Annotated in this window: 19 protein-coding genes, 1 tRNA gene and 2 pseudogenes; 13 read left to right on the top strand and 9 right to left on the bottom strand. The window is 64.7% G+C overall.

All coding sequences use genetic code 11. The annotated features are described in order from the left end of the window. Positions 1–3: 3 nt before the first annotated feature. Positions 4–1,206, bottom strand: a complete 1,203-nt coding sequence (locus ACP2YO_RS01550; protein ID WP_426438405.1) for an ImmA/IrrE family metallo-endopeptidase — start codon at positions 1,204–1,206, stop codon at positions 4–6. Positions 1,207–1,499: 293 nt separating this feature from the next. Between ACP2YO_RS01550 and ACP2YO_RS01545 the strand changes: the two are divergent. Next, positions 1,500–1,865: pseudogene (locus ACP2YO_RS01545) on the top strand (IS481 family transposase); the annotation flags it as partial. A gap of 43 nt (positions 1,866–1,908) precedes the next feature. On the opposite strand, the gene ACP2YO_RS01540 reads toward ACP2YO_RS01545, so the two are convergent. The 4 genes from ACP2YO_RS01540 to ACP2YO_RS01525 form a co-directional block, all read right to left on the bottom strand. Beyond that, a tRNA-Thr gene (locus ACP2YO_RS01540) sits at positions 1,909–1,984 on the bottom strand. Positions 1,985–2,168: 184 nt separating this feature from the next. Then, positions 2,169–3,950, bottom strand: coding sequence for a heme biosynthesis HemY N-terminal domain-containing protein (locus ACP2YO_RS01535; protein WP_426438403.1), 1,782 nt, complete (start codon positions 3,948–3,950; stop codon positions 2,169–2,171). Between the two features lie 15 nt (positions 3,951–3,965). Then, the gene (locus tag ACP2YO_RS01530; RefSeq protein WP_426438401.1) at positions 3,966–5,243 is read right to left on the bottom strand and encodes a hypothetical protein; all 1,278 of its coding nucleotides are present in this window, start codon (positions 5,241–5,243) and stop codon (positions 3,966–3,968) included. A gap of 121 nt (positions 5,244–5,364) precedes the next feature. Beyond that, positions 5,365–6,096 (bottom strand): uroporphyrinogen-III synthase, encoded by a 732-nt coding sequence (locus ACP2YO_RS01525; protein WP_426438399.1) that lies wholly within the window; start codon positions 6,094–6,096, stop codon positions 5,365–5,367. A 179-nt stretch (positions 6,097–6,275) separates the two neighbouring features. Here ACP2YO_RS01525 and tsaD point away from each other — a divergent pair, with 179 nt between their 5' ends. The 4 genes from tsaD (at position 6,276) to ACP2YO_RS01505 (ending at position 10,271) form a co-directional block, all read left to right on the top strand. Then, a complete protein-coding gene (gene tsaD / locus ACP2YO_RS01520) occupies positions 6,276–7,349 on the top strand; it encodes a tRNA (adenosine(37)-N6)-threonylcarbamoyltransferase complex transferase subunit TsaD (RefSeq protein WP_426438397.1) in 1,074 nt (357 codons plus the stop codon). A 199-nt stretch (positions 7,350–7,548) separates the two neighbouring features. Next, positions 7,549–8,526, top strand: a complete 978-nt coding sequence (locus ACP2YO_RS01515) for an NAD(P)H-dependent glycerol-3-phosphate dehydrogenase (RefSeq protein WP_426438395.1) — start codon at positions 7,549–7,551, stop codon at positions 8,524–8,526. A gap of 106 nt (positions 8,527–8,632) precedes the next feature. After that, positions 8,633–9,745: an alpha/beta hydrolase gene (locus ACP2YO_RS01510; RefSeq protein ID WP_426438393.1), complete on the top strand. Its 1,113-nt coding sequence runs from the start codon at positions 8,633–8,635 to the stop codon at positions 9,743–9,745. Positions 9,746–9,857: 112 nt separating this feature from the next. Then, complete coding sequence (locus tag ACP2YO_RS01505; protein WP_426438391.1) at positions 9,858–10,271, top strand: EVE domain-containing protein; 414 nt, start codon at positions 9,858–9,860, stop codon at positions 10,269–10,271. A 33-nt stretch (positions 10,272–10,304) separates the two neighbouring features. Here ACP2YO_RS01505 and ACP2YO_RS01500 read toward each other — a convergent pair whose 3' ends face one another. Together ACP2YO_RS01500 and ACP2YO_RS01495 are read right to left on the bottom strand one after the other, a co-directional pair. Then, positions 10,305–11,453 carry a DNA topoisomerase IB gene (locus tag ACP2YO_RS01500; RefSeq protein WP_426438389.1) on the bottom strand — a complete coding sequence of 383 codons (1,149 nt, stop codon included), beginning with the start codon at positions 11,451–11,453 and terminating at the stop codon, positions 10,305–10,307. Positions 11,454–11,733: 280 nt separating this feature from the next. Continuing rightward, positions 11,734–12,246 (bottom strand): DUF2059 domain-containing protein, encoded by a 513-nt coding sequence (locus tag ACP2YO_RS01495; RefSeq protein WP_426438387.1) that lies wholly within the window; start codon positions 12,244–12,246, stop codon positions 11,734–11,736. 200 nt (positions 12,247–12,446) lie between these two features. On the opposite strand from ACP2YO_RS01495, the gene acs reads away from it, so the two are divergent. Together acs and ACP2YO_RS01485 are read left to right on the top strand one after the other, a co-directional pair. After that, a complete protein-coding gene (acs, locus tag ACP2YO_RS01490; RefSeq protein WP_426438385.1) occupies positions 12,447–14,399 on the top strand; it encodes an acetate--CoA ligase in 1,953 nt (650 codons plus the stop codon). 338 nt (positions 14,400–14,737) lie between these two features. Next, positions 14,738–15,253: a L,D-transpeptidase gene (locus ACP2YO_RS01485; protein ID WP_426438383.1), complete on the top strand. Its 516-nt coding sequence runs from the start codon at positions 14,738–14,740 to the stop codon at positions 15,251–15,253. Between the two features lie 61 nt (positions 15,254–15,314). On the opposite strand, the gene ACP2YO_RS01480 is transcribed toward ACP2YO_RS01485, so the two are convergent. Together ACP2YO_RS01480 and ACP2YO_RS01475 are read right to left on the bottom strand one after the other, a co-directional pair. Then, on the bottom strand, positions 15,315–15,914 hold the full coding sequence (locus ACP2YO_RS01480) for a thermonuclease family protein (RefSeq protein ID WP_426438381.1): 600 nt from the start codon (positions 15,912–15,914) through the stop codon (positions 15,315–15,317). A 41-nt stretch (positions 15,915–15,955) separates the two neighbouring features. After that, positions 15,956–16,177: a DUF1674 domain-containing protein gene (locus ACP2YO_RS01475; protein WP_426438379.1), complete on the bottom strand. Its 222-nt coding sequence runs from the start codon at positions 16,175–16,177 to the stop codon at positions 15,956–15,958. A 187-nt stretch (positions 16,178–16,364) separates the two neighbouring features. Between ACP2YO_RS01475 and ACP2YO_RS01470 the strand changes: the two genes are divergently transcribed. The 6 genes and pseudogenes from ACP2YO_RS01470 to ACP2YO_RS01445 all read left to right on the top strand — a co-directional run bounded on the left by ACP2YO_RS01470 (position 16,365) and on the right by ACP2YO_RS01445 (position 23,180). After that, a complete protein-coding gene (locus ACP2YO_RS01470) occupies positions 16,365–17,717 on the top strand; it encodes an RsmB/NOP family class I SAM-dependent RNA methyltransferase (protein WP_426438377.1) in 1,353 nt (450 codons plus the stop codon). A gap of 125 nt (positions 17,718–17,842) precedes the next feature. Beyond that, positions 17,843–19,591 (top strand): heparinase II/III family protein, encoded by a 1,749-nt coding sequence (locus tag ACP2YO_RS01465; RefSeq protein WP_426438375.1) that lies wholly within the window; start codon positions 17,843–17,845, stop codon positions 19,589–19,591. Positions 19,592–19,651: 60 nt separating this feature from the next. Continuing rightward, positions 19,652–19,931, top strand: a pseudogene (locus tag ACP2YO_RS01460) (type II toxin-antitoxin system RelE/ParE family toxin). An 11-nt stretch (positions 19,932–19,942) separates the two neighbouring features. Beyond that, the gene (locus ACP2YO_RS01455) at positions 19,943–20,251 is read left to right on the top strand and encodes a HigA family addiction module antitoxin (RefSeq protein WP_426438373.1); all 309 of its coding nucleotides are present in this window, start codon (positions 19,943–19,945) and stop codon (positions 20,249–20,251) included. A gap of 123 nt (positions 20,252–20,374) precedes the next feature. Beyond that, a complete protein-coding gene (gene purH / locus ACP2YO_RS01450; RefSeq protein WP_426438371.1) occupies positions 20,375–21,967 on the top strand; it encodes a bifunctional phosphoribosylaminoimidazolecarboxamide formyltransferase/IMP cyclohydrolase in 1,593 nt (530 codons plus the stop codon). A 172-nt stretch (positions 21,968–22,139) separates the two neighbouring features. Continuing rightward, positions 22,140–23,180 carry an IS110 family transposase gene (locus ACP2YO_RS01445; RefSeq protein WP_426434447.1) on the top strand — a complete coding sequence of 347 codons (1,041 nt, stop codon included), beginning with the start codon at positions 22,140–22,142 and terminating at the stop codon, positions 23,178–23,180. The last annotated feature ends 94 nt before the right edge of the window (positions 23,181–23,274 follow it).

Below are 23,274 nucleotides of genomic sequence, written 5' to 3'. Positions count from 1 at the left end.
GTGTTATCGCAGCCCCGCCGCCTTCGCTAAGTTTGGAATGTGTTTAACCTTGAGGCCGAGATAGCCGGAAATCGCACTGAGCGTCATCCGGTCCTGCCAGTAGTTGTTCAAAAGCATGCGGACTAGTGGCTTACCGAAGTGACTCACCGTTTCTGTCGGCATGTTCCGCTTGATTTCTTTGGTTTGCTCTTTTTGTCGCGCACGCTGGGCTTGGTACTCGGCGATATATTGGCTGCGCTTACGTGTATAAAATGCGTTCGTCGTCCGGTCGAACGTCAGCAACCGACGCAAGATGGCTTCCCGGCTTACGTTAAAGCGACGCGCCAAATCGATGATTTGCACATCGGTCCATTTTTCTGACCGCATGCCCTGCTCGGCGACACCCGGCTGCGCTAGTAATGTGTCCCTTGGCATCAGCGCCGCGGCGGCGACTTTGTTGCAAAACACTTCAATACGTTGGTCTTCAGGCGGACGCTTTTCATCTGTTTCAAGGTCGGACACGCCGCTTACGTGAATCATCAAATGCACGAATTCGTGGAGCAAGCTGAAGGTGCGGCGCGTGAGCGCGTCTTTTCGGTTCACGGATATGACCGGCGAAATCTCCGCGTAAATCGCGAAGCCTGACGCTTCTTCGCTTGAGACAGCCGTTGTCTGAAATACAAAAACGCCTGCGGTTTCGATCCTACTACGCCAAGCATTGAAGCCCGTTCGGCCGTCAATGTCTCGCCATTCATGTTGCAGTTCTTCGGTCACTCCGAGCGCGTTGCGGATACGCTGACCGACTATCTCAGGATCTTCGGTCATCTCTGCTTTCAACGCGAACTTGGGAAGCTCTTCGTCAAGGTCGGCGGCAAGATCAAGCGCTAGTTCGCGGCGTTCGCTCGCGGCGCGAATTTCCAATTGCAACGCCGGTGAAAAATGACGGAGGCCGGTACCCGGGAGTCTGCGCAAGTCGCGCATGACATCGAATTTGCGAGGCGGCTCGGGCAAATAGAATACCGCCAACGGCCGTTTGAACAACGCCGCGATCTTACGCAGCTGAGGAATCGAAGGCGACGCATCGGCATCGTTCAGATTCTCCCAAGCAGTCAGCTTTTCCGCATCAATATCTAGCTTGTCGGCGGCCTCGGCAATGGAAAAGCCGGCCGTCTCTCGCGCCCATGTGATCAGGGCGGGAGTGATCAGGGCCTTTACTCGTGCTGTCATGGGTCTGCCTACGTCCGACTATAGCATATAATAGTAAATGACATGCGGAGATAGAGTTTCCACGACGAGGTCGCAAAGATGGCACCGCAGCAAAGGGGACAGTCGTACTCAGCCGCATGCCACAACATGACGACGATAGAAGCGAGTCTAGTTCGTCGAGACAGATCGCACCAAGGCTCGCGTCGGAGGAGTCGCGGCGACAGGCGGCCGCTGTGAAGAATATGTGCGACAATGAACCGAGGCGCGACGGATGGTCAGGCCAATCAAGGCGGCGTTTGGTACGCGCCCTAGTCCAGTGTGACTACGACGCCTTCCTCCGCGAATTTAATGCCGAACGTCCGCACGAGGCCCTCGATATGAAGTGCCCCGCCGAGCTCTATGCCGCTTCAGCACGCGGCTATGCCGGCCTGCCGGAACTGACCTATCCGTTCCACGACCGCGAGGTCCTCGTCACCGCCTGCGGACGGCTCTGCCTGCATCGCAAGCGGATCAACCTCTCCACCGTGCTGGCCGGACAAAAGCTTGGCATCAAGGAGGTCGACGACGGCATTTGGCTCGTCAGCTTCATGCACTATGATTTGGGATATTTCGACTTGGAGCAGAAAACCTTGCGATCACTCGACAACCCGTTCGGCACGAGGTTGTCACCCATGTCTTAGGTACAATCTGTCACCCATGTATCCGGGCCGGACACGCCAGGAATGGTGCCGCAAGAGGGATTCGAACCCCCGACCCCGTCATTACGAATGACGTGCTCTACCGACTGAGCTATTGCGGCGGACCGTTCGGCAATGGCCTCGATGAGGCTGTCACCTGATATCGGGCATGGCCCCGATTGGCAAGAAGAAGCCGGGCCCGGAGGCCGGGATGACGGCTCTTCGATCCGTCATCCCTTTCTATCGTTTTGTTTGCGCATGATCTTCTCGGAAAACCGGTGCCCACTTTTCCGGATCATGCGCTGTTTAGCTCCCCCAACGCGACAGAAATCCTTTCCAGCCGCCGGCCTGGGCCTTGGGCGGGCCGATTTGTTCCGCAAATTCGTCCACCGGGCCCTCCTCGTCGATCCCTGGGTCGTCGGGGGCGCGGACGATGGGGATGACGGCGGGAATTGGCGCCGGTGAGGTCTTGGGCAGGTCGGCCTTGGGCAGGTCGGTCTTGGGCAGGTCGGTCCGGGAGCGGAACAGGGGGGCGGACGCCGGCGGGGCTGATTCGGCCGGCGGAATGGGCTCGGACGGGGCCGGTTCGGCGTCGGCGACCGGCACCGGGGCATTGTCCTGGGCGGCTGGCGGCTCCCGCTCGATCGGCTTGACCTCGGCTGGCTTAACCTCGACCGGCTTGACCTCGATGGGCTCAATCGGCGCTGCCGCCGGCGGCTCGCTTACCACTTCCTTGGGCGGCTCGACCCGGCGCGGGGCCAGCATCGCCTCCTCGAAGGGCGACGGCTCGATCGTGCCGCCCTTGTCCGAGGGCAGCGCCGCGACCGGGGTCTGCCACTGGAAGGCGTCGAGCCGGCCGGTGACCGGCGAGACCGGGCGCCAGCGCTCCGAGACATAGCCGTCCGCGGTCCAGGCCGGATCGTGCAGCGCGCGCACCGCACGCTGGGTCCAGGCCCGCGCCCGGCCGCTGTCGCCATGCTCGGTGCGCTCGATCTCGGCCATCAGCAGCGCGACGCGCTGCGTCGGCGCCGTGATGAACGGCTCCAGCGCCGCACGCGCCCTGGCGAATTCCGATGCGTCGATCGCGGCGCGCGCGATCGCCAGCGCGCCTTCGATATGGCCGGGCGTCTTGGCGGCGAGGGTCTCGATCCGCACCAGGCGCTGGCGCGCAGCATCGCCGAGCCGCACATGCGCATAGGCGTCGGCGAGATCGGGATGCGGCTGCTTGAGCCACGCGGTCTCGACGAGGCGCATGGCGCGGCGCAGCTGATGCGCCTCGCTCTCGAACTTGGCGGCGAGCACCGCTGCCGGGATCAGCGTCGGCGCGAGCTTGACCGCCTCCATCGCGCTCTCGCGCGACAAATCGCGGTCGATGGTCTCCAGTTCCAGCGCGCGCGCCGTCAGCAGCACGCCGCGCTGCCGCCGATAGGTCGCCTTGTCGATCAATCCGGCGCTCTGGTTGTTGTCGATGATCGACAGCGCGCCGGCCCAATCGCCCTTGGCGCAGCAGAAGCCCAGCACGGCATGCGACGCCCAGGACGACGATGGCGACAATTTCAGCGCTTCCTCCGCGATCATCACGGCCGAGACCGGATCGTCGGCGCGCTGCGCCTCGATGAAGAGACCGCGCAGGCCCAGCAGCCGCGTGTCGTCGCGCTCCGCCATCGCGCGGAAGGCGCGCTGTGCCCCGGCGCGATCGCCGTCGAGCTGCGCCGATTGCGCGTGCAGCAAAAGCGCCAGCGGATCGTTGGCGGCATGGCGCCGCGCCGCTTCGGCATGGGCGCGGGCGGCCGTGGAATCGCCGTGGCCGATCGCGAGCAGGCCCTGCGTGATGGCGTGGCGGCCGCGGGCATGACGGCGCTCGCGGCTGCCGCGGCGGATGTGCCCGGGCACATTCCACAGCATGCGCAGGATCGCGCCTGCGAGCATCGCGATCACGACGATGATGCCAAGCAGGAACACCGGCTGCTTGGACGTCAGGTGCAGGCCGCCCCATGACATCACGAGATCGCCAGGCTGATCGGCCACCCAGGCGGCGCCCATGGCAGCAAGCGCGATCAACAGCAGAAACAGAATGATCCGGATCATCAAAGACCTACTGAGCTACTGATTGACCGAGGCGAGCGCCGCCATGGCGTTGTCGGCGAATTTTCGCGAGGCGGCGAGCGCTGCGCTGCGGGCGTCCACCCTGTCGATCCAGGGCTGCGCCGCGGTGCGATCGGCCGGCGGCAGCGACATCAACTCGCGCTCGGCCCGCGCGAGATCGTTGTGGACGGCGGCGGATGTCATGCGCGCGACGATGCTGCCGCGATCGGTGCCGGTGGCATCGGTCCGCTCGATGCGAATCAATTTGGAGGCGCCGGCCTGCAGACGATCGACCAGGCTCGCTTCGCCTGTCGTCACCGTCGGAGGCGGCGCGAGCTTCGGCACAATCTCGATCAACTCGCGGCAGAGTTCGTTCGGGTTCGGCACACCCGCCGCGGCAAACGCCTCAAGCGGCTTCAGCGCTGCGGGATCGTCGGAGAGCACCTTTGCCGCCGCGAGCGCGGAGACGAAGGGATCGCCGTGACGGACGGCGACGTCGAGCAGCGCGGCCGCGACCACGCGGCGCAACGGCGCGTCATCGGCCGGCTTCGTGTTGGCAAGCTTGGCATCCGCAAGCTTGGCGTCGGCGAGCCTGGTGTCCTGCTTGGCCATCTCGGCGCTCAGCGCCTTCATCGCGCCTTCGACCCAGTCCATGCGCGTCGTGATCCCGGACAGATCGGGCGCGGCCGCGCCATTGCGGGGAGCGGCACTGACTGCGGCTGCCAGCTTGTCGGATTGCGCACGCGTCGCGGCGAGATCGCTGCGCAAGGCTGCGATCGATTTGTCCAGTGCCTCCAGCCGCGTTGCCGTGGCGGGGTCGGTCATTGCGGCGGCCGGCTTGCTCACCTTCGATTCGAGACCGGCAACCCGCGACGTGAGATCGTCGATCGCGCCCGCATTGAGCTGCGGCGCCGGGGCGGGCTGGACCGCGGGCCAGCCGAGCAGCCAGCCGACGCCGATCACCAGCGCGGCGGCCACCGCACCTGAAACCGGCGCGACCACCCAGGGCGACACCGGCCGCGGCGGTTCGGACCGGTGTTCAGGCTCTTTTTCGGATGCTTGTTCCGATGCTTGTTCCGATCCTTGTTCCGATCCTTGCGCTGCCGGCTCGGGCTCGGGTTTGGATTCAGGCTGCGGTTCAGTTCCGGACGCAGCTTCAGCCGCCGCCGCCTCAGTGGAGGCCTGCGGCGGCTCGCTCGACACACTTGTCGCCTCGAGATCGATGGTCGGCGGCGCACGCTTCGGCCGGGCGGAATCCGGCGATGGGTCGTGATCCTCGGGCCTGTCTTCAGCCATCGCGGGGGGTCCTCAAAACTGTCAGCACCATACTCTATCAGAATCGGCCGCGGTTCTTAGAGCACGATCCAAAAAATGGGACACTGCCTAACATCATGTTCAAACGAAAGAATAATGGCGCTCACGACGGCAGGGCACGGCCGAGCGCATCCAGCAGGGCATTCTCGTCCGCTGACGCCGCCACCACCACCTTGATCGCGCCGGCATCGTGCAGGACCGAAGCCACCGATGCCGAAATGCAGCATTGCGGCAGCGCCAAGGCGGAAATTTCGAGGCCGCCGGCCCTGACAGCATCGAGGAAGGCCTGCGCGCTGCGACGTGAGTAATGCAGCACCGCCGTGATGCCGTTGGCCATGAACGCCTCCGAAACCTCGCGCGGGAAGCTTGCGACCGGCGCCATCCGGTAGGTGGTGTGGCTGACGACGGTCAATCCCTTCTTGCCGAGATCGCCGGCAAGGTCGCGCGCGAGATCGGCGCCGGCGAGATGGAGCAGCGTGGCTGATTTCTTCAGCTTGCCGGCCTTGACCCGCGCCAGCACAAGATCGCGCAGCGCGTCGGCATCGCCCTTCGCCTTGATCACCTTGGCAAAGCCTGCGGCCTCCGCGGCATCGGCGGTGTGCGCCCCGACCGCAAATAGCGGCAGGCGCAACAGCCGGCTGCCGGCGAGATCGACCGCGCGCAACGCGTTGGCGCTGGTCAGGATGACGGCGTCGTATCGGGCGTCATGATCGTCATGAAACGGCAGCGGCTCGAAGCGCAGCATCGGGGCCAGCAGGGCGTCAAATCCCCGCGCGCGCAGACTGGCCAGCGTCGCCTCATTGTCGGGATGCGGGCGTGTGACAAGGACCGCCACGGATCAGAACTCCGGCCGCACGAAATGTGTCATCGCACCCGATTGCACTTTGAGACCTCGCAATGCTACCCCGGAAGAGCCATTTTCCATAGTTGAGCATGATCTTACCGGAAAACCGGTACCCACTTTTCCGGATCATGCTGATAACGCAAGGGCCCAAATTGGATAACGAAGCACCGATGCTGGTATTGGGAATCGAGACCACCTGCGATGAAACCGCAGCCGCCGTGGTCGAGCGCCTGAGCGACGGCTCCGGGCGGATTCTCTCCAATATCGTGCGCTCGCAGATCGAGGAACACGCCCGCTTTGGCGGCGTGGTTCCGGAGATCGCGGCACGGGCCCATGTCGATCTGCTCGACGGTATCGTGGCTGCCGCGATGAAGGAGGCCGGCGTCGGCTATGCGCAATTATCCGCGGTCGCGGCCGCCGCGGGTCCCGGCCTGATCGGCGGGGTGATCGTCGGCCTGACCACCGCGAAGGCGATCGCGATGGTGCACGACACGCCGCTGATCGCGGTGAATCATCTCGAGGCGCATGCGCTGACGCCGCGTCTCACCTGCGCGCTGGCATTCCCGTATTGCCTGTTCCTGGCTTCGGGCGGTCACACCCAGATCGTCGCGGTGGTCGGCGTCGGACAATATGTGCGGCTCGGCACCACGGTCGATGATGCGATGGGCGAAGCGTTCGACAAAGTGGCAAAAATGCTGTCGCTGCCCTACCCCGGCGGACCGCAGGTCGAGCGCGAGGCCGAGGACGGCGATCCCAAGCGTTTTGCTTTTCCGCGTCCGATGCTCGGCCGCCCCGACGCCAATTTCTCGCTGTCGGGCCTGAAGACCGCGGTGCGCAATGAAGCGAGCCGGCTGACGCCGCTGGAGCCGCAGGACATCAGCGATCTCTGCGCGAGTTTTCAGGCCGCGGTGCTGGAATCCACTGCCGATCGGCTGAGCGTCGGCCTCAAACTATTCCACGAGCAGTTCGGCACCCCGCGCGCACTGGTCGCGGCCGGCGGCGTCGCCGCCAATCATGCGATCCGCAGCGCGTTGCAGGATGTCGCTGCCAAAGCACAGACCACGCTGATCATTCCGCCGCCGGCGCTCTGCACCGATAATGGCGCGATGATCGCATGGGCCGGCGCCGAGCGGATGGCGATCGGCCTGACGGATACAATGGAAGCTCCGCCGCGCGCCCGCTGGCTGCTCGACGCCAACGCGAAGGCTCCGGCGGGATATGCCAACAGTCGCGCTGGACATTGAGTGATGTCTGACGAAGGGCGCCGCAGATACCGCTTCACCTCGCCCCGCTTGCGGGGAGAGGTCGGATCGCATCAGAGATGCGATCCGGGTGAGGGGGTACAGGTCTCAACACCCGGCTCGCTCGCGGATAGAGCCCCTCACCCCAACCCTCTCCCCGCAAGAGCGGGGCGAGGGGGCGCAGCTGAGATCGGGGGTTTCGATGCGCGCGTATAACTCAGTCGGCGTGATCGGAGCCGGGGCCTGGGGCACCGCACTGGCCGATGTCGCGGCGCGCGCGGGACGCAAGGTTACGCTGTACGCCCGTGATCCCGCCCATGCATCACAGATTCAGGCGACGCGGATCAATCCGAAACTGGCCGGCGTTCGGCTCGATCGCTCCATCGACGTGACGTCTGACATCGCGACCGCCGCGCAAGCAGACGTTGTGCTCGCTGCAACCCCGGCGCAGCATCTGCGCGCGGCGGTGAGCCATGTTGCGCCGCATGTCGCACCGGGCACGCCCGTGATCGCCTGCGCCAAGGGCATCGAGCACGGCACACACAAGTTCATGACCGAGGTGATCGCTGAAGCCGCACCTCAGGCGATACCCGCCATCCTGTCAGGACCAAGCTTTGCCGACGACGTGGCGCGCGGACTTCCGACCGCGGTGACCCTCGCGGCAAAGGATGAGGCGGTGGCGAGCAGCCTGGTGCAGGCGCTCGGCTCGGCGACCTTCCGGCCGTATCACACGACCGATGTGCGCGGCGTCGAGATCGGCGGCGCGGCGAAGAACGTGCTGGCGATCGCAGCCGGCATCGTGGTCGGCCGCGATCTCGGCGCCTCGGCGCTCGCTGCGCTGACCACACGCGGCTTCAGCGAGCTCGCGCGATTCGGCCGCGCTTGCGGCGCGCGCACGGAAACCCTGTCCGGCCTATCGGGGCTCGGCGATCTCCTGCTGAGCTGCTCGACCGCGCAGTCGCGCAATTTCGCGCTCGGCATCGCGCTCGGCCGCGGCGAGGGAGCGCCGATCGGCAAGCTCGCCGAAGGCGCGTTCACTGCGCCGGTTCTGGTCGAGCTCGCCGCTTCGCAAAACGTCGATATGCCGGTATCACAGGCGGTCGCGGCGATCCTTGCTCATCAACTCACGATCGATGCCGCGATCGAGGGCCTGCTGACGCGGCCGTTCAAAGCGGAGTGAGCGCGCGGCGGCCAGCACTTCACGCCCCTCGCGCGCTGTAATAGCGTGGCGGCGAACCGTCGGATCCCGGTCCAACAATGAAGAAACGGATCCCAGGGGATAACGCATGCGTCAACCGCATCACGCCATCGTTTCGCTCGGCATTCTATTCGCCATCGCCACCTCGACAGCCACCGCCCGCGCCCAAACAGCCGTCCCGTACGAAGACCTTGCGAAGAGCGAGGCCGCAGCGAATGCCGACAACGGCAAGCGGGTCTCCCCGCTCAAATCGATCGGCAATCCCACCAGTGACGTGTCGCCCGAGATGCAGGCGATGATCGGCGCGCCCTATCCGCCGCATTTCAACGCCGACCCGAAGACCACAGCGGAATGGAAGGAATTGATCGACCGCCGCGCCAAGCTCGCGATCGCGGGTATCCCGGCGATGAAGGCGAAGCTCGGCGTCAAGGTCGAGGAGACCAAAATCGCCGGCGTGCATTGTTTCATCGTTACGCCGAGCAAGATCCCGCTCGAGAACCGGCGGCGCCTGCTCATTCACGTGCACGGCGGCGGTTACGTCTTCGGTCCCGGCGAAGCGGCGCTGCCGGAAGCCATCATGATGGCGGGCTTCGGCGGCTTCAAGGTGATCTCGGTCGACTACCGGATGCCGCCGGACTTCCCCTACCCGGCGGCGATGGACGACGCGATGGCGGTCTGGAAGGAAGTCCTGAAGTCGCACGAACGCCACCGTTTGGCGATCTTCGGCACGTCGACGGGCGGCGCGATGACGCTGGCGATGGTGTTGCGGGCGAAGGATGAAAAGCTGCCGCTGCCCGCCGCCATCGCGCCGGGCACACCGTGGTCGGATATCGACAAGATTGGCGACAGCTATGCGAGCAATGAGTGGGTCGACAATGTGCTGGTTACCTGGGACGGCTGGCTCGGCCGCGCGGCAAAGCTTTACGCCAACGGGACGAGCCTGAAGAACCCCTACATCTCGCCGATCTACGGTGACTTCAAGGGCTTCCCGCCGACGATCCTGACGACAGGCACGCGCGACCTGTTCCTCAGCAACACGGTTCGCACGCATCGCAAATTGCGCCGCGCCGGTGTGATCGCCGATCTCAACGTCTATGAGGGGATGTCTCACGCCCAGTACCAGTTCAGCGTCGATGCGCCCGAGACCAGGGAAGCCTTCACCGACATCGCCAAATTCTTCGACCGATACCTGAAGCAATGAGGGCCGTCGCACACACCATGCCGTGATGCCCGCGCTTGTCTGTGATATCCGCGTGCCTGTAACATCGCGGCGCGATCGGCGTTCGGGAATGGCAGGAATGAGGTGAGTTGCGATGAACTACTGGCTGGTGAAATCCGAACCTTCGGCCTGGTCCTGGGACCAGCAGGTCGCCAAGGGTGCGAAGGGCGAAGCATGGACCGGCGTGCGCAACTTCACGGCGCGGCAGAACCTCGTCGCCATGAAGAAGGGCGACAAGGCGTTCTTCTATCACTCCAACGAGGGCAAGGAGATCGTCGGCATCGCCGAGATCATCAAGGAGGCCTATCCCGACCCGACCGACAAGACCGGCAAATTCGTCTGCGTCGACATCAAGGCCGACAAGCCCTTGAAGACACCGGTGACGATGGCCGCGATCAAGGCCGACAAGAAGCTCGCCGACATGGCGCTGGTGAAATATTCCAGGCTCTCGGTCCAGCCGGTAACGGCCGAGGAATGGAAAATGGTCTGCAAGATGGGCGGGCTTTGAGCCGTCGCGGCGAAGGCCGGGACGACGCGGAGTTTACGCCCCCGCCGCCATCACGACCTGGGCCAGCAATTGCTCGCGCTTGGACTGGGTCCGGTAACCCTTCATCGTCGCAGCGAAGCGTTCGAGGATGCCATCTTCGAAGGCGGTGACGATGGTGTCGTGGACGTAGCTCTTGCGGCAGATCGCCGGCGTGTTGGAAAGCTGATCGGCCGCGGCGCGGATCGCGTCCAGCACCTGGCGCTTGCGGCCACGTTCGCTATTGGCCGGCGTGATCCGCGACAGCGACTCGACGACGACGGCTGACGCCATCAGGGTGCGGAAATCCTTCAGCGAGATCTTAATGCCGGCGATCTCGCGCAGGAACGCGTTCACCGCCGTGGTCGAGGCGGCACGGACAACGCCGGAACGGTCGTGGTACTGGAACATGCGCTTGCCGGGCACGGCGCGCAGGATACCGATCGCGCGGACGAGCTTGGCCGCGTCGCATTCCTTGCGGACGGCCTTGCCGCCCTTGGCCTTGAAGGTCAGCACCACGCTGTCGTCTTCCAGCGTGACGTTGGACTTCAGCAGCGTGGTGGCGCCGCGGGTGCCGTTGAGGCGGGCATAGGATTCGTTGCCGGGACGGATCGCGGTGCGCGCGATCATCTCGATCGCGGCCGACAGCGCGAATTCGCGCGTCGGCTCATCGCCGGACAGAAACGCCGAGATCTTACGCCGAATCTTGGGCAGTGCAGCCACGAGCTTGGCCAGGCGGTGCGCCTTGCGCTGCTCGCGGACCTTTTCCCAGTCGGCATGGTAGCGGTATTGCAGCCGGCCGGCGGCATCGCGGCCGACTGCCTGCAGATGCGTGCTCGGATCGCTGGAGTAGCGCACCTGGCGATAGGCCGGCGGAACCGCCATCGAGTGCAGGCGACGGATCGTCCTGGCATCGCGGATCCGCGAGCCATTGGCACGAACGAATGAATAGCTCTTGCCGCGCTTGATGCGGCGGATGGTGAGCTCGTTCTGGTCGCCGAGCCGCAGGCCAAGATCGCGGGCGATATCTTCAACCGAGGTCTTGATGGGGGCGTCGAGCTTGAGCTTTGCCGGCTGCTTGGGCCATTGGCCCAGCGCCTTGGCCAAGGCGACAGCAGGATCGGCGGAAACGGGCCGCACAGCCGCGATATTCTGCTGATCCATCATTGCCTCAAGACGCCCTGTTTTGCCTGCTCTTCGGTAATGCCGCTTCTTCTGGCTTCGTTCCGGTTGGACCATCTGCCCCCCGGGGAGGCCATTTAGGGGGTCTCGGCCGACTTTGCGAGTCGCGAATCAGTCATTGACGGTTTCTGATTACCTTTCATGGGTGCCATTCGGCCGATAACGTTGACGTCAGCCTGCCCGCGACACGCGAAATTGACGGCTGTAACCGCCCCGGTGGTGGCCTGCCCGCCGCCTTACGGCCTCGGATGGCCGCGCAATCCGGTCAGAGGTCGTGTCCCTTCTTGCGCAGTTCCTCGATGATCCGCTGCCGAAGATCCGCCGAGACCGACTGGCCGAACTTCTGGCCGGCCAGCAGCGATTGCTGCGTCACAATGGGCGTCTTCTGCAGGAATTTCTGGCCCACCGGGCTCTGATAGAAGGTGATCAGGCCCCGCAGATCGTCGGGGCCGAAATTGTTGGCGTAAATGATCGCGATCGCCTCGGACAATTCATCGAAGCGAGCCTGGAAACCTTCGAGCAGCATCGGCGTCAGCGCGTCATAGTCGCGGTCGACGTCGCTGCGGCCCTGAACGATGGCGGGCTTGAGGCCCTTCATGACCGTCGGCATCAGCGCCTTGAACTGGTCGGCGAGGTGCAGGGTAGTCACCAATTCCCGCGCAACCGCCAGCGTCTCCGGTGACGGAGTTGGCGCCGCCGTCTGGGCGCGGGCCAGCGGCGCCGAGAGCGCCATCACGACGACCAGGAGACCGGTGACCCGGAACAGGCGATGGCGCATAGGTTTCTCTCGGCGATGCGTTGCGGTAAGCCGGTCTTATCACACGCAGGAGCACAAGGGACGCGCCTGATTGTTTCTGCGCGACAAAAGCGGCAGCCCTTTTTCCTTGCCCGTCCGGAATGCAGCAACGCATAATCGGCGCAACGATCAAGCCGGCTTGCCGCCGCGTCGCTTGCGAACGGCAATGAGTGGAGGAAACGATGTCCGAGAAGATCTATGACGTGTCGGCCGACTGGGCCAAGCGCGCCTATGTCGATGACGCCAGATATCGCGAGATGTACGAACTCTCGATCAAGCATCCCGATGGATTCTGGGCCGACCATGCCAAGCGTATCGACTGGATCACGCCCTTCACCAAGGTCGAGAACGTCTCGTTCGCGCCGGGCAACATTTCGATCAAATGGTTCGAGGACGGCGAGCTGAACGTCGCCTGGAACTGCATCGACCGTCACCTCGAGAAGCGTGGCGACCAGACCGCGATCATCTGGGAGGGCGACGATCCCTCCGAATCAAAGCACATCACCTATCGCGAGCTTCACGACGAAGTCTGCAAGATGGCCAACATCCTGCGCACAAGGAACGTCGCGAAAGGCGATCGAGTCACCATCTATTTGCCGATGATCCCGGAGGCGGCCTACGCGATGCTCGCCTGCGCGCGGATCGGCGCCATCCACTCGGTGGTGTTCGGCGGCTTCTCCCCCGACAGCCTCGCCCAGCGCATCAACGACTGCGATTCGAAGGTGGTGATCACCGCCGACGAGGGCCTGCGCGGCGGCAAGAGGGTGCCGCTGAAGACCAATGTCGATGCGGCCATCGCCAAAACGGGCGGTGTCGACTGGGTCGTGGTGGTGAGGCGCACAGGTGGTGCGATCGACATGAACCCGACGCGCGATCTCTGGTATCACGAGGCCGCCGAGATGGTGACCACGGAGTGTCCGTGCGAGCCGATGAATGCGGAAGATCCGCTGTTCATCCTCTACACCTCGGGGTCAACAGGCACGCCGAAGGGCGTGCTGCACACCTCCGCCGGCTATCTCCTGTTCGCCTCGATGACGCATCACTACGTCTTCGATTATCACGACGGCGACATCTACTGGTGCACCGCCGACGTCGGCTGGGTGACCGGCCACAGCTACATCCTCTACGGGCCGCTCGCCAACGGCGCGACCACGCTGATGTTCGAGGGCGTGCCCAATTACCCGGACAATTCCCGTTTCTGGAACATCGTCGACAAGCACAAGGTCAACATCTTCTACACCGCGCCGACCGCGATCCGCGCGCTGATGCAGTCTGGCGACGATCCGGTGAAGAAGACCTCGCGCAAATCACTGCGGCTGCTCGGCTCGGTCGGCGAGCCGATCAATCCGGAAGCCTGGGAATGGTATTACCGCGTGATCGGCGACGAGCGCTGCCCGATCGTCGACACCTGGTGGCAGACCGAGACCGGCGGCATTTTGATCACGCCGCTGCCCGGCGCGACCAAGCTGAAGCCGGGATCGGCGACGCGACCGTTCTTCGGCGTGGTGCCCGAGATCGTCGATGCCGACGGCAAGGTGCTGGACGGCGAAACCTCCGGCAACCTCTGCATCGCAAAATCCTGGCCGGGCCAGATGCGCACGGTCTATGGCGACCATGACCGCTTCGAGCAGACCTACTTCTCGACCTACAAGGGCAAGTACTTCACCGGCGACGGCTGCCGCCGCGACGCCGACGGCTATTACTGGATCACCGGCCGCGTCGACGACGTCATCAACGTCTCCGGCCACCGCATGGGCACCGCCGAGGTCGAGAGCTCGCTGGTCGCGCATGAGGCGGTGTCGGAGGCTGCGGTCGTGGGCTATCCCCACGACATCAAGGGCCAGGGCATCTACGCCTATGTCACGCTGATGAAGGGCACCGAGCCGTCCGAGGTGTTGCGCAAGGAGCTGGTGGCCTGGGTCCGCAAGGACATCGGCCCGATCGCCTCGCCGGACCTGATCCAGTTCGCGCCCGGCCTGCCGAAGACCCGCTCCGGCAAGATCATGCGCCGCATCCTGCGCAAGATTGCCGAGGACGAGCCGTCCAGCCTCGGCGACACCTCGACGCTCGCCGATCCCGCCGTGGTCGACGACCTCGTGCAGAACCGCCAGAACAAGAAGGGCCCGCCGGCGTAAGCAGACCACCGGGCAATATCGGGAAAGCAGATGCAGGGGCCGCGCGCGATGACCGCCGCGGCCCCTGTCGTTTCAGGGAATTGGCCGTTTCACGGGATTGTCAGAGGTGAGGCGCCTCTGGGGCGCATTTGCGGCCGAGTGTTGTTTTCAAGTCATTTACTTTAATCCCAACATTTCCTTTCCTCGCCCCATCAGGATGCGTCTCGCGGCCGGCTTGGAAACCATCCGGTTAAGACACGCGGTTAACATTGCGTAGGTAACCGGCAGGCCCGGTATTTCAGGGTTTGCGCTTCGTTTTTTGGCTCCCTGGGGGAGCCCTTGGGAAGTGGAGAAGGTCGATGTCGTTGAAGATCGCGGTGGCGTTGGCTGCCACCATCGGGGCGGGCGTTTTGATGTCATCGGCGGCGCAGGCGCGGCCGGAAATGGTCGGCCTCCACGCCGATAATTATTCACCGGGCACCATCGTGGTGAAGACCAACGAGCGGCACCTCTATCTGATCCTCGATTCCGGCCACGCGATGCGTTACCCGGTCGGCGTTGGCAGGGCCGGCAAGCAGTGGGCCGGCACCACCCAGATCGACGGCAAGTACCGCAACCCGGCCTGGTCGCCGCCCGCCGAGGTGAGGCACGACAAGCCGAACATGCCGAACGTGATCCCCGGAGGCACAGCGCAAAACCCGATGGGCGTGGCCGCGATGACCCTGGCCGGCGGCGAATACGCGATCCACGGCACCAACGTGCCGGGCTCGATCGGCGGCTTCGTGTCCTACGGCTGTATCCGCATGCTGAACCCCGACATCACCGACCTCTTTCAGCGCGTCTCGGTCGGCACGACCGTCGTCGTCACCCGCTGATCTCCCGACTCTCGCGAAGACAAGCCGCGCATCAGCGCGGCTTGTCTGTTTACGCCATCGCTCAATGCGCGGCGTTCGCGCACCAGCCAAAGCGGTGACCACCATTGTAGGCCCGCGCGTGGCCGGAGGCGAGCAGCGCCGACGATACATTGCCGGTCTTGCCAGTCACGACATCGGCGACCACACGTCCCTGATATTTATCCGGGCCGATATTGTAGATCGCGACGTCGCCCTGGCCGAGCAGATCGCGCAGCGCGACCGTCGCCGCTTCCGCCATCTGCAATTCCTCCGGACAGGACGCCTTCAGCTCCGGTGCATCGATGCCGCGCAACCGGACATGGGTGATCGGGTTGAAACCCTCTCTCAAATGGACGCGCGCCTCGAAGGTGTCGCCGTCGATCGTCCTGAGCACATCGACGGGATGCCGGACATCCGGCGCGCCGGCACGCTGCCAGATCACGTCGGTATCTCGAGACCGGCTATCGGACCAGTGTGGCAGCGGCCAGTGCGCCCACTGACGTATCGGCCGCATGGTGCCGACGGCCACGCCGAGAACGAACAGCCATGGCAGGGCCGCTGCGAAGCGCCGGCGCCAGGGTGATCTGCCGATCGGCGGCCGCCGTGGCGCTCGATAGGCATTTATTCTTTCGTCCCGGCGCATATTCCCAAACTGCACCTGAGTCGGGTCGTCAGGCAACGGCTTCAAAAATCCGACGCGATGCCCTTGGTTTCCCAGTCACCGTAGCGTGTCGGTTCCGGCCCCTTGGGTCCCTGGAATTCCTTCGGCCGCGACTCGGCGCTCGCCTTGGCGCTTTCGTCCGCGGCCTTCCGCCGTGCTTCGGCCTCGGCGAGGGCGCGCTGCGCGGCCGGCGTCAACGGCTTGCGCGGGGCGGGTTCCGACGGCTGCGAAAATTTTTCGGACATGGCAGAACTCTTGGCAAAACTTTCCGGCTGCGTATCTCGTATATTGCTGTCGGCCCAGCGACGGCATCACGATTGCAAGATAGCGCCTGATGATTCTTACATTTGGCATATTCGCATGCCAGAGGTGTATTCAAGTCAAGGGCATGAGCCGTATGTAACGCAGCACCTTCCGAGATATTTCCGCTCCATGCCTCCTTCAAGATTTGCAGTTCCCACAGAGGTTCCCGGTCTCGCAGCACGCCGGATCGCGGCCGACATCCTCGATGGCGTCCTGCACAAGCAACGCACGCTTGACGACCAGCTCGACGGCGCCGGTGCGCATCCCGGCCTGAAGTCGCTCGCCGACCGCGACCGCGCGCTGATGCGTCGGCTGGTATCGACCATCCTGCGCCGTCTCGGCACGCTCGGCCATCTGCTTTCGCGCCTGCTTGACCGCGGTGTTCCAACCGATGCGCCGCGGGCGCAGAGCGCGCTGTTGATCGGCGCGGCGCAGATCCTCTGGATGGACGTCCCCGATCATGCCGCGGTCGACCTCTCGGTGCGGCTGGTGCAGTCGGACCGGCGCGCGGCGAAATATGCCGGGCTCGTCAATGCGGTGCTGCGCCGTTGTGCGCGCGAGGGTCAGGGGCTGATCGACGAGATCAAGACGCAGTCGCTCGATCTGCCGCCATGGATGCTGGCGCGCTGGACCGCGCATTATGGCGAGGAGACCACGCGCGACATGGCGCTCGCGCTCGCCCATGAGCCATCGCTCGATCTCACGGTGAAGTCGGACGCGCCGCAATGGGCAACCCGCCTGCATGGCGAGACGCTGCCGACGGGAACCGTGCGCACGGTGCTGCAGGGCTCGGTAACGATGCTGCCGGGTTTCGCGGAGGGCCAATGGTGGGTGCAGGACGCCGCCGCGGCGCTGCCCGTGCGGCTGTTTGGCGACGTCAAGGACAAGGCGATCGCGGACCTCTGTGCCGCGCCTGGCGGCAAGACGGCCCAGCTTGCGCTGGCGGGCGCACGCGTCACGGCCATTGACCGGTCGCCGGCACGCGTGGCGCGGCTGCGCGACAACCTCACGCGCCTTGCGCTGCAGGCCGATACCGTCGTGACCGATGCGGCCGAGTGGCCCGCTGCAGCCGGGAGTTTTGACGGGATCCTGGTCGATGCGCCCTGCAGCTCGACCGGAACCATCCGCCGCCATCCAGACGTCGCCTGGCTGCGGCAGGAGGCCGACATCGCGGCGCTGTCGGGACTGCAGAAGCGGCTGCTGCAAAAGGCCGTCGCGCTGCTGAAGCCGGGCGGCACGCTGGTTTACTGCACCTGCTCGCTGGAACCGGAGGAAGGCGAACAGGCGATTGCGGCGTTTCTCGCGGGCGAATCAGGCCTGCGGCGTGCGCCGGTTGAGACAAGCGAGGTCGCCGGACTAGCCGAAATCATCACCGCCGACGGCGATTTGCGCACACTGCCCTGCCATTTGCCCCATGCCGACCCCAAGCTCGGCGGGCTGGATGGATTTTACGCGGCAAGGCTGGTTAAATCGGCTGGTTAAATCCTGATTTTAAACTTGAATTTTCTAAGCTCCGGGTGATTCGCGCGGGTTCAAGAGGGTGTCTTGGGCGCGTTTCCGGACTAAATATGGATTCGCTGGAAATTTCCTCCCCCACAAGGTTAGGCGTGTCGGTCGCTCAAAGCAGACGCATCTCGACGCTGATTGCTGGCCGCTTCGCGCGCAGCGTGATCGCGCGCGCCAGCGGCGGCGGCATTGCGCTGTCGCGGCTGTGGCCGGGCCGGACCGACCGGCTGATCATCGCCCCGCACGACCTCAGGACCGCGGACGCCACCCGCGCCGCCGAAATCTATGCCGGCCGATTCGTGTTCGCGGGCAAGATCGTCACCTGCCACGGGCGTTCGATCTTCGATCTCGAGCCGCCATCGGAAGATTGGGAAGCAGCCCTGCTCGGCTTCGGCTGGCTGCGCCATTTGCGCGCCGCCGACACCGCGTTGACCCGCGCCAATGCCCGCTCGCTGGTCGACGACTGGATCTCCAACCAGGCGCGCCGGCGGCCGTTGGAACGCCGCGCCGATGTGCGCGCGCGGCGCGTGATCTCGCTGTTGTCGCAGGCGCCGCTGGTGCTCGGCGACACCGACGGAAAGTTCTACCGCAAATATCTGCGCGGGCTGGCGCGCGAGATCCGCTATCTGCGCTACTCGACGCTCGACAATGACGGCGTTCCGCGGCTGCAGGTGATGATCGCGCTGTGCTACGCCTCGCTCTGCCTCGCCAACCAGGCACGCAACATCCGCGCCGCCTCGCGAAAACTCTCCGACGAACTACAGCGCCAGATCCTGCCCGATGGCGGCCACATCTCGCGCAATCCCGGCGCGCTGGTCGAGCTGCTCAGCGATCTCTTGCCGCTGCGGCAGACCTTCGCCGCGCGCAACATCGCGCCGCCGCCGGCGCTGCTGAACGCGATCGACCGCATGATGCCGATGATGCGCTTCTTCCGCCACGGTGACGGCAGCTTCGCGCTGTTCAACGGCATGAGCACCGCGCCATCCGATCTCGTCGCGACATTGCTCGCCTATGACGACACCCACGGCGTGCCGATGGCGAGCATGCCGCACACCGGCTTCCAGCGGCTCGACGCGGCTGCCGCGACCGTGATCATCGACACCGGGGCGCCGCCGCCGGCAAGCGTCAGCCAGGACGCGCATGCCGGCTGCCTGTCGTTCGAATTCTCCTCCGGGGTGAGCCGCATCGTGGTCAACTGCGGCATGCCGTCCACCGGACGCGACAATTGGCGGCCGTTCGCGCGCTCCACCGCAGCGCATTCTACGCTGACCTATCACGAGGCATCGTCGTGCCAGTTCGTCGAGCTGTCGGCGATGAAACGGCTGCTGCGCGGTGCGCCGATCACCAGCGGCCCTGGCAATGTCGAATACTACCGCGAGGCTGCCGCCGACGGCGACATGCTCACCACCTCGCATGACGGCTATCTCGCGCGCTTCGGTGTGATCCATCGCCGCGTGCTGCTGGTCTCCCACGACGGCACGCGCCTGGAAGGCGAGGACTCGCTGTCGCCGGCGCCGGGCGGCCGGATCAAGGGCGAATCCGACTTTGCGCTTCGCTTTCATTTGCATCCGTCGGTAAAGGCGAGCCGCCTGTCGGACGCGCGCGGCGTGATGCTGGTGCTGCCCAACCGCGACGTCTGGACCTTCGAGGCGCTCGACGACAAGGTCGATCTGGAAGACAGCGTGTTCCTGGCCGGCAATGACGGTCCGCGCCGGACCTCGCAGATCGTGATCCGCCAGGACGCGCGACAGGCCTCATCGTTGCGCTGGAGCTTCGTCCGCTCCTCGACCTCGGCCACCGCCACCAACGCCCGCCGCAACGCCCGCCGCGAGCCGGAACTGCCGTTGTAGCGGCAGCCGGACCCGGCCTGGTCTCTTGACTAATGTAAGCTATTTGCTTACATTCTGCCCATGATCCGAACCTTCAAAAGCAAAGCGCTTGCGGAGTTATGGGAGAAGGGTCGGAACTCGAAGATCGACGCGAAAATGCACAAGCGCATTTTCGCAAGACTGGATCGTCTCGACGTAGCGATCAGAGGTGAAGAGATGAACATCCCGGGGTTTGATTTTCACGCCTTGCACGGCTTCAATCCCAAGCGGTATTCCGTCCACGTCAATGGACCGTGGTGTCTCACCTTCGAATTCGAGGACCGCGACGCCTGCCGGATCGATTTTCGAACAGTATCACTGAAGGAACAGAATATGGTCTATGCGGCCAAGCGCAGCAAAAATCGCTGCCCTACTCATCCCGGCGCACTGCTTCGCGACGACATCATTCCGGCCACCGGCCGGGCCAAGGCGGAAATCGCCGAGTTGCTCGGGATTTCCCGCCAGCATCTCTACGACATCCTGCGAGAGCGCAAGCCGGTCTCCCCGGCTACCGCAGTACGCCTCGGCAAGCTGTTTGGCGACGGTGCAGGAATCTGGACAAGGATGCAGGCCGCCTACGATACTTGGCATGCGGAGCAGACCGAAGACGTCAGTCGCATTCCGACCATCAAGGCCGCCTGACGCATAGCGCCCGGAAATTTAGGTCAGATCACCCGCGATTTCCGGGGAACCGTGGTCGCGAACCGGTTTCGTGCGGCGCCAAACCATGCTACCCGGCTGCCTTAACAGCCAGGGATTTCCGATATGACCGAACAGCTTCGCCGCGTGACCCGCGCTCTGTTGTCCGTTTCCGACAAGACCGGACTGATCGACTTCGCGAAGGCACTTTCCGACCACGGCGTCGAGTTGGTCTCAACCGGCGGCACGGCCAAGGCAATCGCGGCGGCGGGATTGAAGGTCAAGGACGTCTCCGAGCTCACCGGCTTCCCCGAGATGATGGACGGCCGGGTCAAGACGCTGCATCCCAAGGTTCATGGCGGCCTGCTCGCGATCCGCGACAACAAGGAGCACGCGGCGGCGATGGCCTCGCACGGCATCGCGCCGATCGATCTCCTGGTCGTCAATCTCTATCCGTTCGAGGCGACCGTCGACAAAGGCGCCGGCTTCGAGGAATGCATCGAGAACATCGACATCGGCGGTCCTGCGATGATCCGCGCCGCGGCCAAGAACCATGACGACGTTGCGGTCGTGGTCGAGGCGCAGGATTATTCTGCGGTGCTCGACGAACTCGCCGCGCACAAGGGCGCGACCTCGCTTGGCCTGCGCCGGCGGCTCGCCGCCAAGGCTTACGCGCGCACCGCGGCCTACGACGCGGCGATTTCGAACTGGTTTGCCGTGCAGCTCGACACCAAGGCGCCGGACTTCCGCGCCTTCGGCGGCAAACTGATCCAGTCGCTGCGCTATGGCGAGAACCCACACCAGACTGCGGCGTTCTACGCCACCCCCTCGAGGCGTCCGGGTGTCGCCACCGCACGGCAGTTGCAGGGCAAGGAATTGTCCTACAACAACATCAACGACACTGACGCGGCCTATGAATGCGTCGGCGAGTTCGACCCGAAGCGCACCGCGGCCTGCGTCATCGTCAAGCACGCCAACCCCTGCGGCGTTGCCGAAGGGGCCGATCTCGCCACCGCCTATCGCAGCGCGCTCGCCTGCGATTCCACATCAGCGTATGGCGGCATCATCGCCGTCAACCGCACGCTCGATGCGGAGGCCGCGCGCGCCATCATCGGCATCTTCACCGAGGTGATCATCGCGCCCGACGCCACCGACGAGGCGATCGCAATCATCGCAGGCCGGCGCAATCTGCGTCTCCTGCTCGCCGGCGGCTTGCCCGATCCGCGCGCGGCCGGTCTCACCGCAAAAACTGTCGCCGGCGGCATGCTGGTGCAGAGCCGCGACAATGCCGTGGTCGAGGACATGGACATCAAGGTTGCGACCAAGCGCGCGCCGACTGAGGCCGAGCTGCGCGATCTCAAATTCGCGTTCCGCGTCGCCAAGCACGTCAAGTCGAACACCATCGTCTATGCCAAGGATCTCGCCACAGTCGGCATCGGCGCGGGTCAGATGAGCCGGGTCGATTCGGCCCGCATCGCCGCGCGCAAGGCGCTGGATGCTGCGGCCGAGTTGAAGCTCGCGGAGCCCTTGACCAAAGGTTCGGTGGTCGCCTCAGACGCGTTCTTCCCGTTCGCCGACGGCATGCTCGCCTGCATCGAGGCCGGCGCCACCGCGGTGATCCAGCCCGGCGGCTCGATGCGCGACGACGAGGTGATCAAGGCCGCCGACGAGCACGGCATCGCCATGGTGTTCACCGGCGTCCGGCATTTCCGGCATTGATTCTTGTCGTCCCTGCGAAAGCAGGGACCCATAACCACCGGCTTCGGTTGGTGAGACACAACTCACCCCGGCGCGCCTTTGATAGATCACGCGGTTGATGGTGTGGACGGCCCCCTACGGCATCAGTGTGCCAGAATGAGGTTGTTGCAAATCTCAGACAAGGGAGCCGTCCGTGAGAGAGATTATCCGCATTGGAATGGATACGTCGAAGTATATTTTTGTGCTGCATGGGGTTGATGCGGCGGAACAGCCTGTGTTGCGCAAGAAGCTTGCGCGCAAGCAGGTGCTGGAGTTCTTCGCCAAGTTGCCGCCGACCGTGATCGGGATGGAGGCCTGCGGGGCCTCGCACCATTGGGCACGGGAGCTTCGCAAGCTGGGCCACGAGGTGAAGTTGATGGCGCCGCAATTGGTGAAGCCCTATGTGTCGCGGAACAAGAACGACGGTCGGGATGCGGAGGCGCTGTGTGAAGCGATGAGCCGGCCGAGCATGCGGTTCGTGCCGGTCAAGACGGTCGAGCAGCAGGCCGCGCTGATGCTGACGGGTGTCCGCGCTGGATTGATCGCCCGGCGCACCCAGCTCGGCAATATGATCCGCGGCCATGCGGCGGAGTTTGGCCTGATCGGGGCCCAAGGGACCGACAAGATCGAGCCGCTGCTGGCGCGGATTGCGCAGGACGAGACGCTTCCTGCCCTGGCACGCGAGCTGTTTACGGTGCTGGGCCGCGACTACACCAGACTCGTGGGCGAGCTGCAGGAGATCGAAGCCAGATTGATGGCCTGGCACCGCTCCGACGCCGTGGGCCGGCGTCTGGCGCAGATCCCTTCTGTCGGGCCGATCGTTGCAACGACGCTCGTGATGAAGACACCCGATCCCCATGCTTTCCGCTCCGGCCGTCACTTCGCAGCCTGGCTCGGCCTCACCCCCCAGGATCACTCCACCGCCGGCAAAACCAGGCTTGGCAAGATCACGCGGGCGGGCGACGAGGACCTGCGCCGCCTGCTGGTGATCGGGGCAACGGCGGTCATCCAGCAGGCCAGACGCGGGCGCGGCCATCACTCGCGCTGGCTGCTGGCCCTGATCAAGCGCAAGCCACCGAAGCTTGCCGCCGTGGCGCTCGCCAACAAGGTGGCCCGCATCGCCTGGAAGCTGATGGCGACCGGCGAGAGTTATGACGCCGCACGGATCAATGCCACCGCGGCAGTCGCCGTCTAACAGATTGGCCGGCTGGCGGGCTCGCTCGTCAGCCGACCCGGAGCTGCAGGAGCAGATGGAGCGATCGATCGAGCAACGATGCGAGACAGTCCGT

Source organism: Bradyrhizobium genosp. P, from assembly GCF_049949265.1.
In the GTDB taxonomy this organism is placed as follows: domain Bacteria; phylum Pseudomonadota; class Alphaproteobacteria; order Rhizobiales; family Xanthobacteraceae; genus Bradyrhizobium.
Note: the sequence above shows the minus strand (reverse complement) of the source record. Positions and strands in the feature narration are given on the sequence as shown.

Excerpts from the sequence above, each read along its gene's own strand:
- ACP2YO_RS01500 (WP_426438389.1), bottom strand. The coding sequence starts at position 11,453 with ATGATGGATCAGCAGAATATCGCGGCTGTGCGGCCCGTTTCCGCCGAT.
- acs (WP_426438385.1), top strand. The coding sequence starts at position 12,447 with ATGTCCGAGAAGATCTATGACGTGTCGGCCGACTGGGCCAAGCGCGCC.
- tsaD (WP_426438397.1), top strand. The coding sequence starts at position 6,276 with ATGCTGGTATTGGGAATCGAGACCACCTGCGATGAAACCGCAGCCGCC.
- ACP2YO_RS01550 (WP_426438405.1), bottom strand. The coding sequence starts at position 1,206 with ATGACAGCACGAGTAAAGGCCCTGATCACTCCCGCCCTGATCACATGG.
- ACP2YO_RS01475 (WP_426438379.1), bottom strand. The coding sequence starts at position 16,177 with ATGTCCGAAAAATTTTCGCAGCCGTCGGAACCCGCCCCGCGCAAGCCG.
- ACP2YO_RS01480 (WP_426438381.1), bottom strand. The coding sequence starts at position 15,914 with ATGCGCCGGGACGAAAGAATAAATGCCTATCGAGCGCCACGGCGGCCG.
- ACP2YO_RS01515 (WP_426438395.1), top strand. The coding sequence starts at position 7,549 with ATGCGCGCGTATAACTCAGTCGGCGTGATCGGAGCCGGGGCCTGGGGC.
- ACP2YO_RS01485 (WP_426438383.1), top strand. The coding sequence starts at position 14,738 with ATGTCGTTGAAGATCGCGGTGGCGTTGGCTGCCACCATCGGGGCGGGC.
- ACP2YO_RS01505 (WP_426438391.1), top strand. The coding sequence starts at position 9,858 with ATGAACTACTGGCTGGTGAAATCCGAACCTTCGGCCTGGTCCTGGGAC.
- ACP2YO_RS01455 (WP_426438373.1), top strand. The coding sequence starts at position 19,943 with ATGGTCTATGCGGCCAAGCGCAGCAAAAATCGCTGCCCTACTCATCCC.
- ACP2YO_RS01510 (WP_426438393.1), top strand. The coding sequence starts at position 8,633 with ATGCGTCAACCGCATCACGCCATCGTTTCGCTCGGCATTCTATTCGCC.
- ACP2YO_RS01530 (WP_426438401.1), bottom strand. The coding sequence starts at position 5,243 with ATGGCTGAAGACAGGCCCGAGGATCACGACCCATCGCCGGATTCCGCC.
- ACP2YO_RS01535 (WP_426438403.1), bottom strand. The coding sequence starts at position 3,950 with ATGATCCGGATCATTCTGTTTCTGCTGTTGATCGCGCTTGCTGCCATG.
- ACP2YO_RS01495 (WP_426438387.1), bottom strand. The coding sequence starts at position 12,246 with ATGCGCCATCGCCTGTTCCGGGTCACCGGTCTCCTGGTCGTCGTGATG.
- purH (WP_426438371.1), top strand. The coding sequence starts at position 20,375 with ATGACCGAACAGCTTCGCCGCGTGACCCGCGCTCTGTTGTCCGTTTCC.
- ACP2YO_RS01470 (WP_426438377.1), top strand. The coding sequence starts at position 16,365 with ATGCCTCCTTCAAGATTTGCAGTTCCCACAGAGGTTCCCGGTCTCGCA.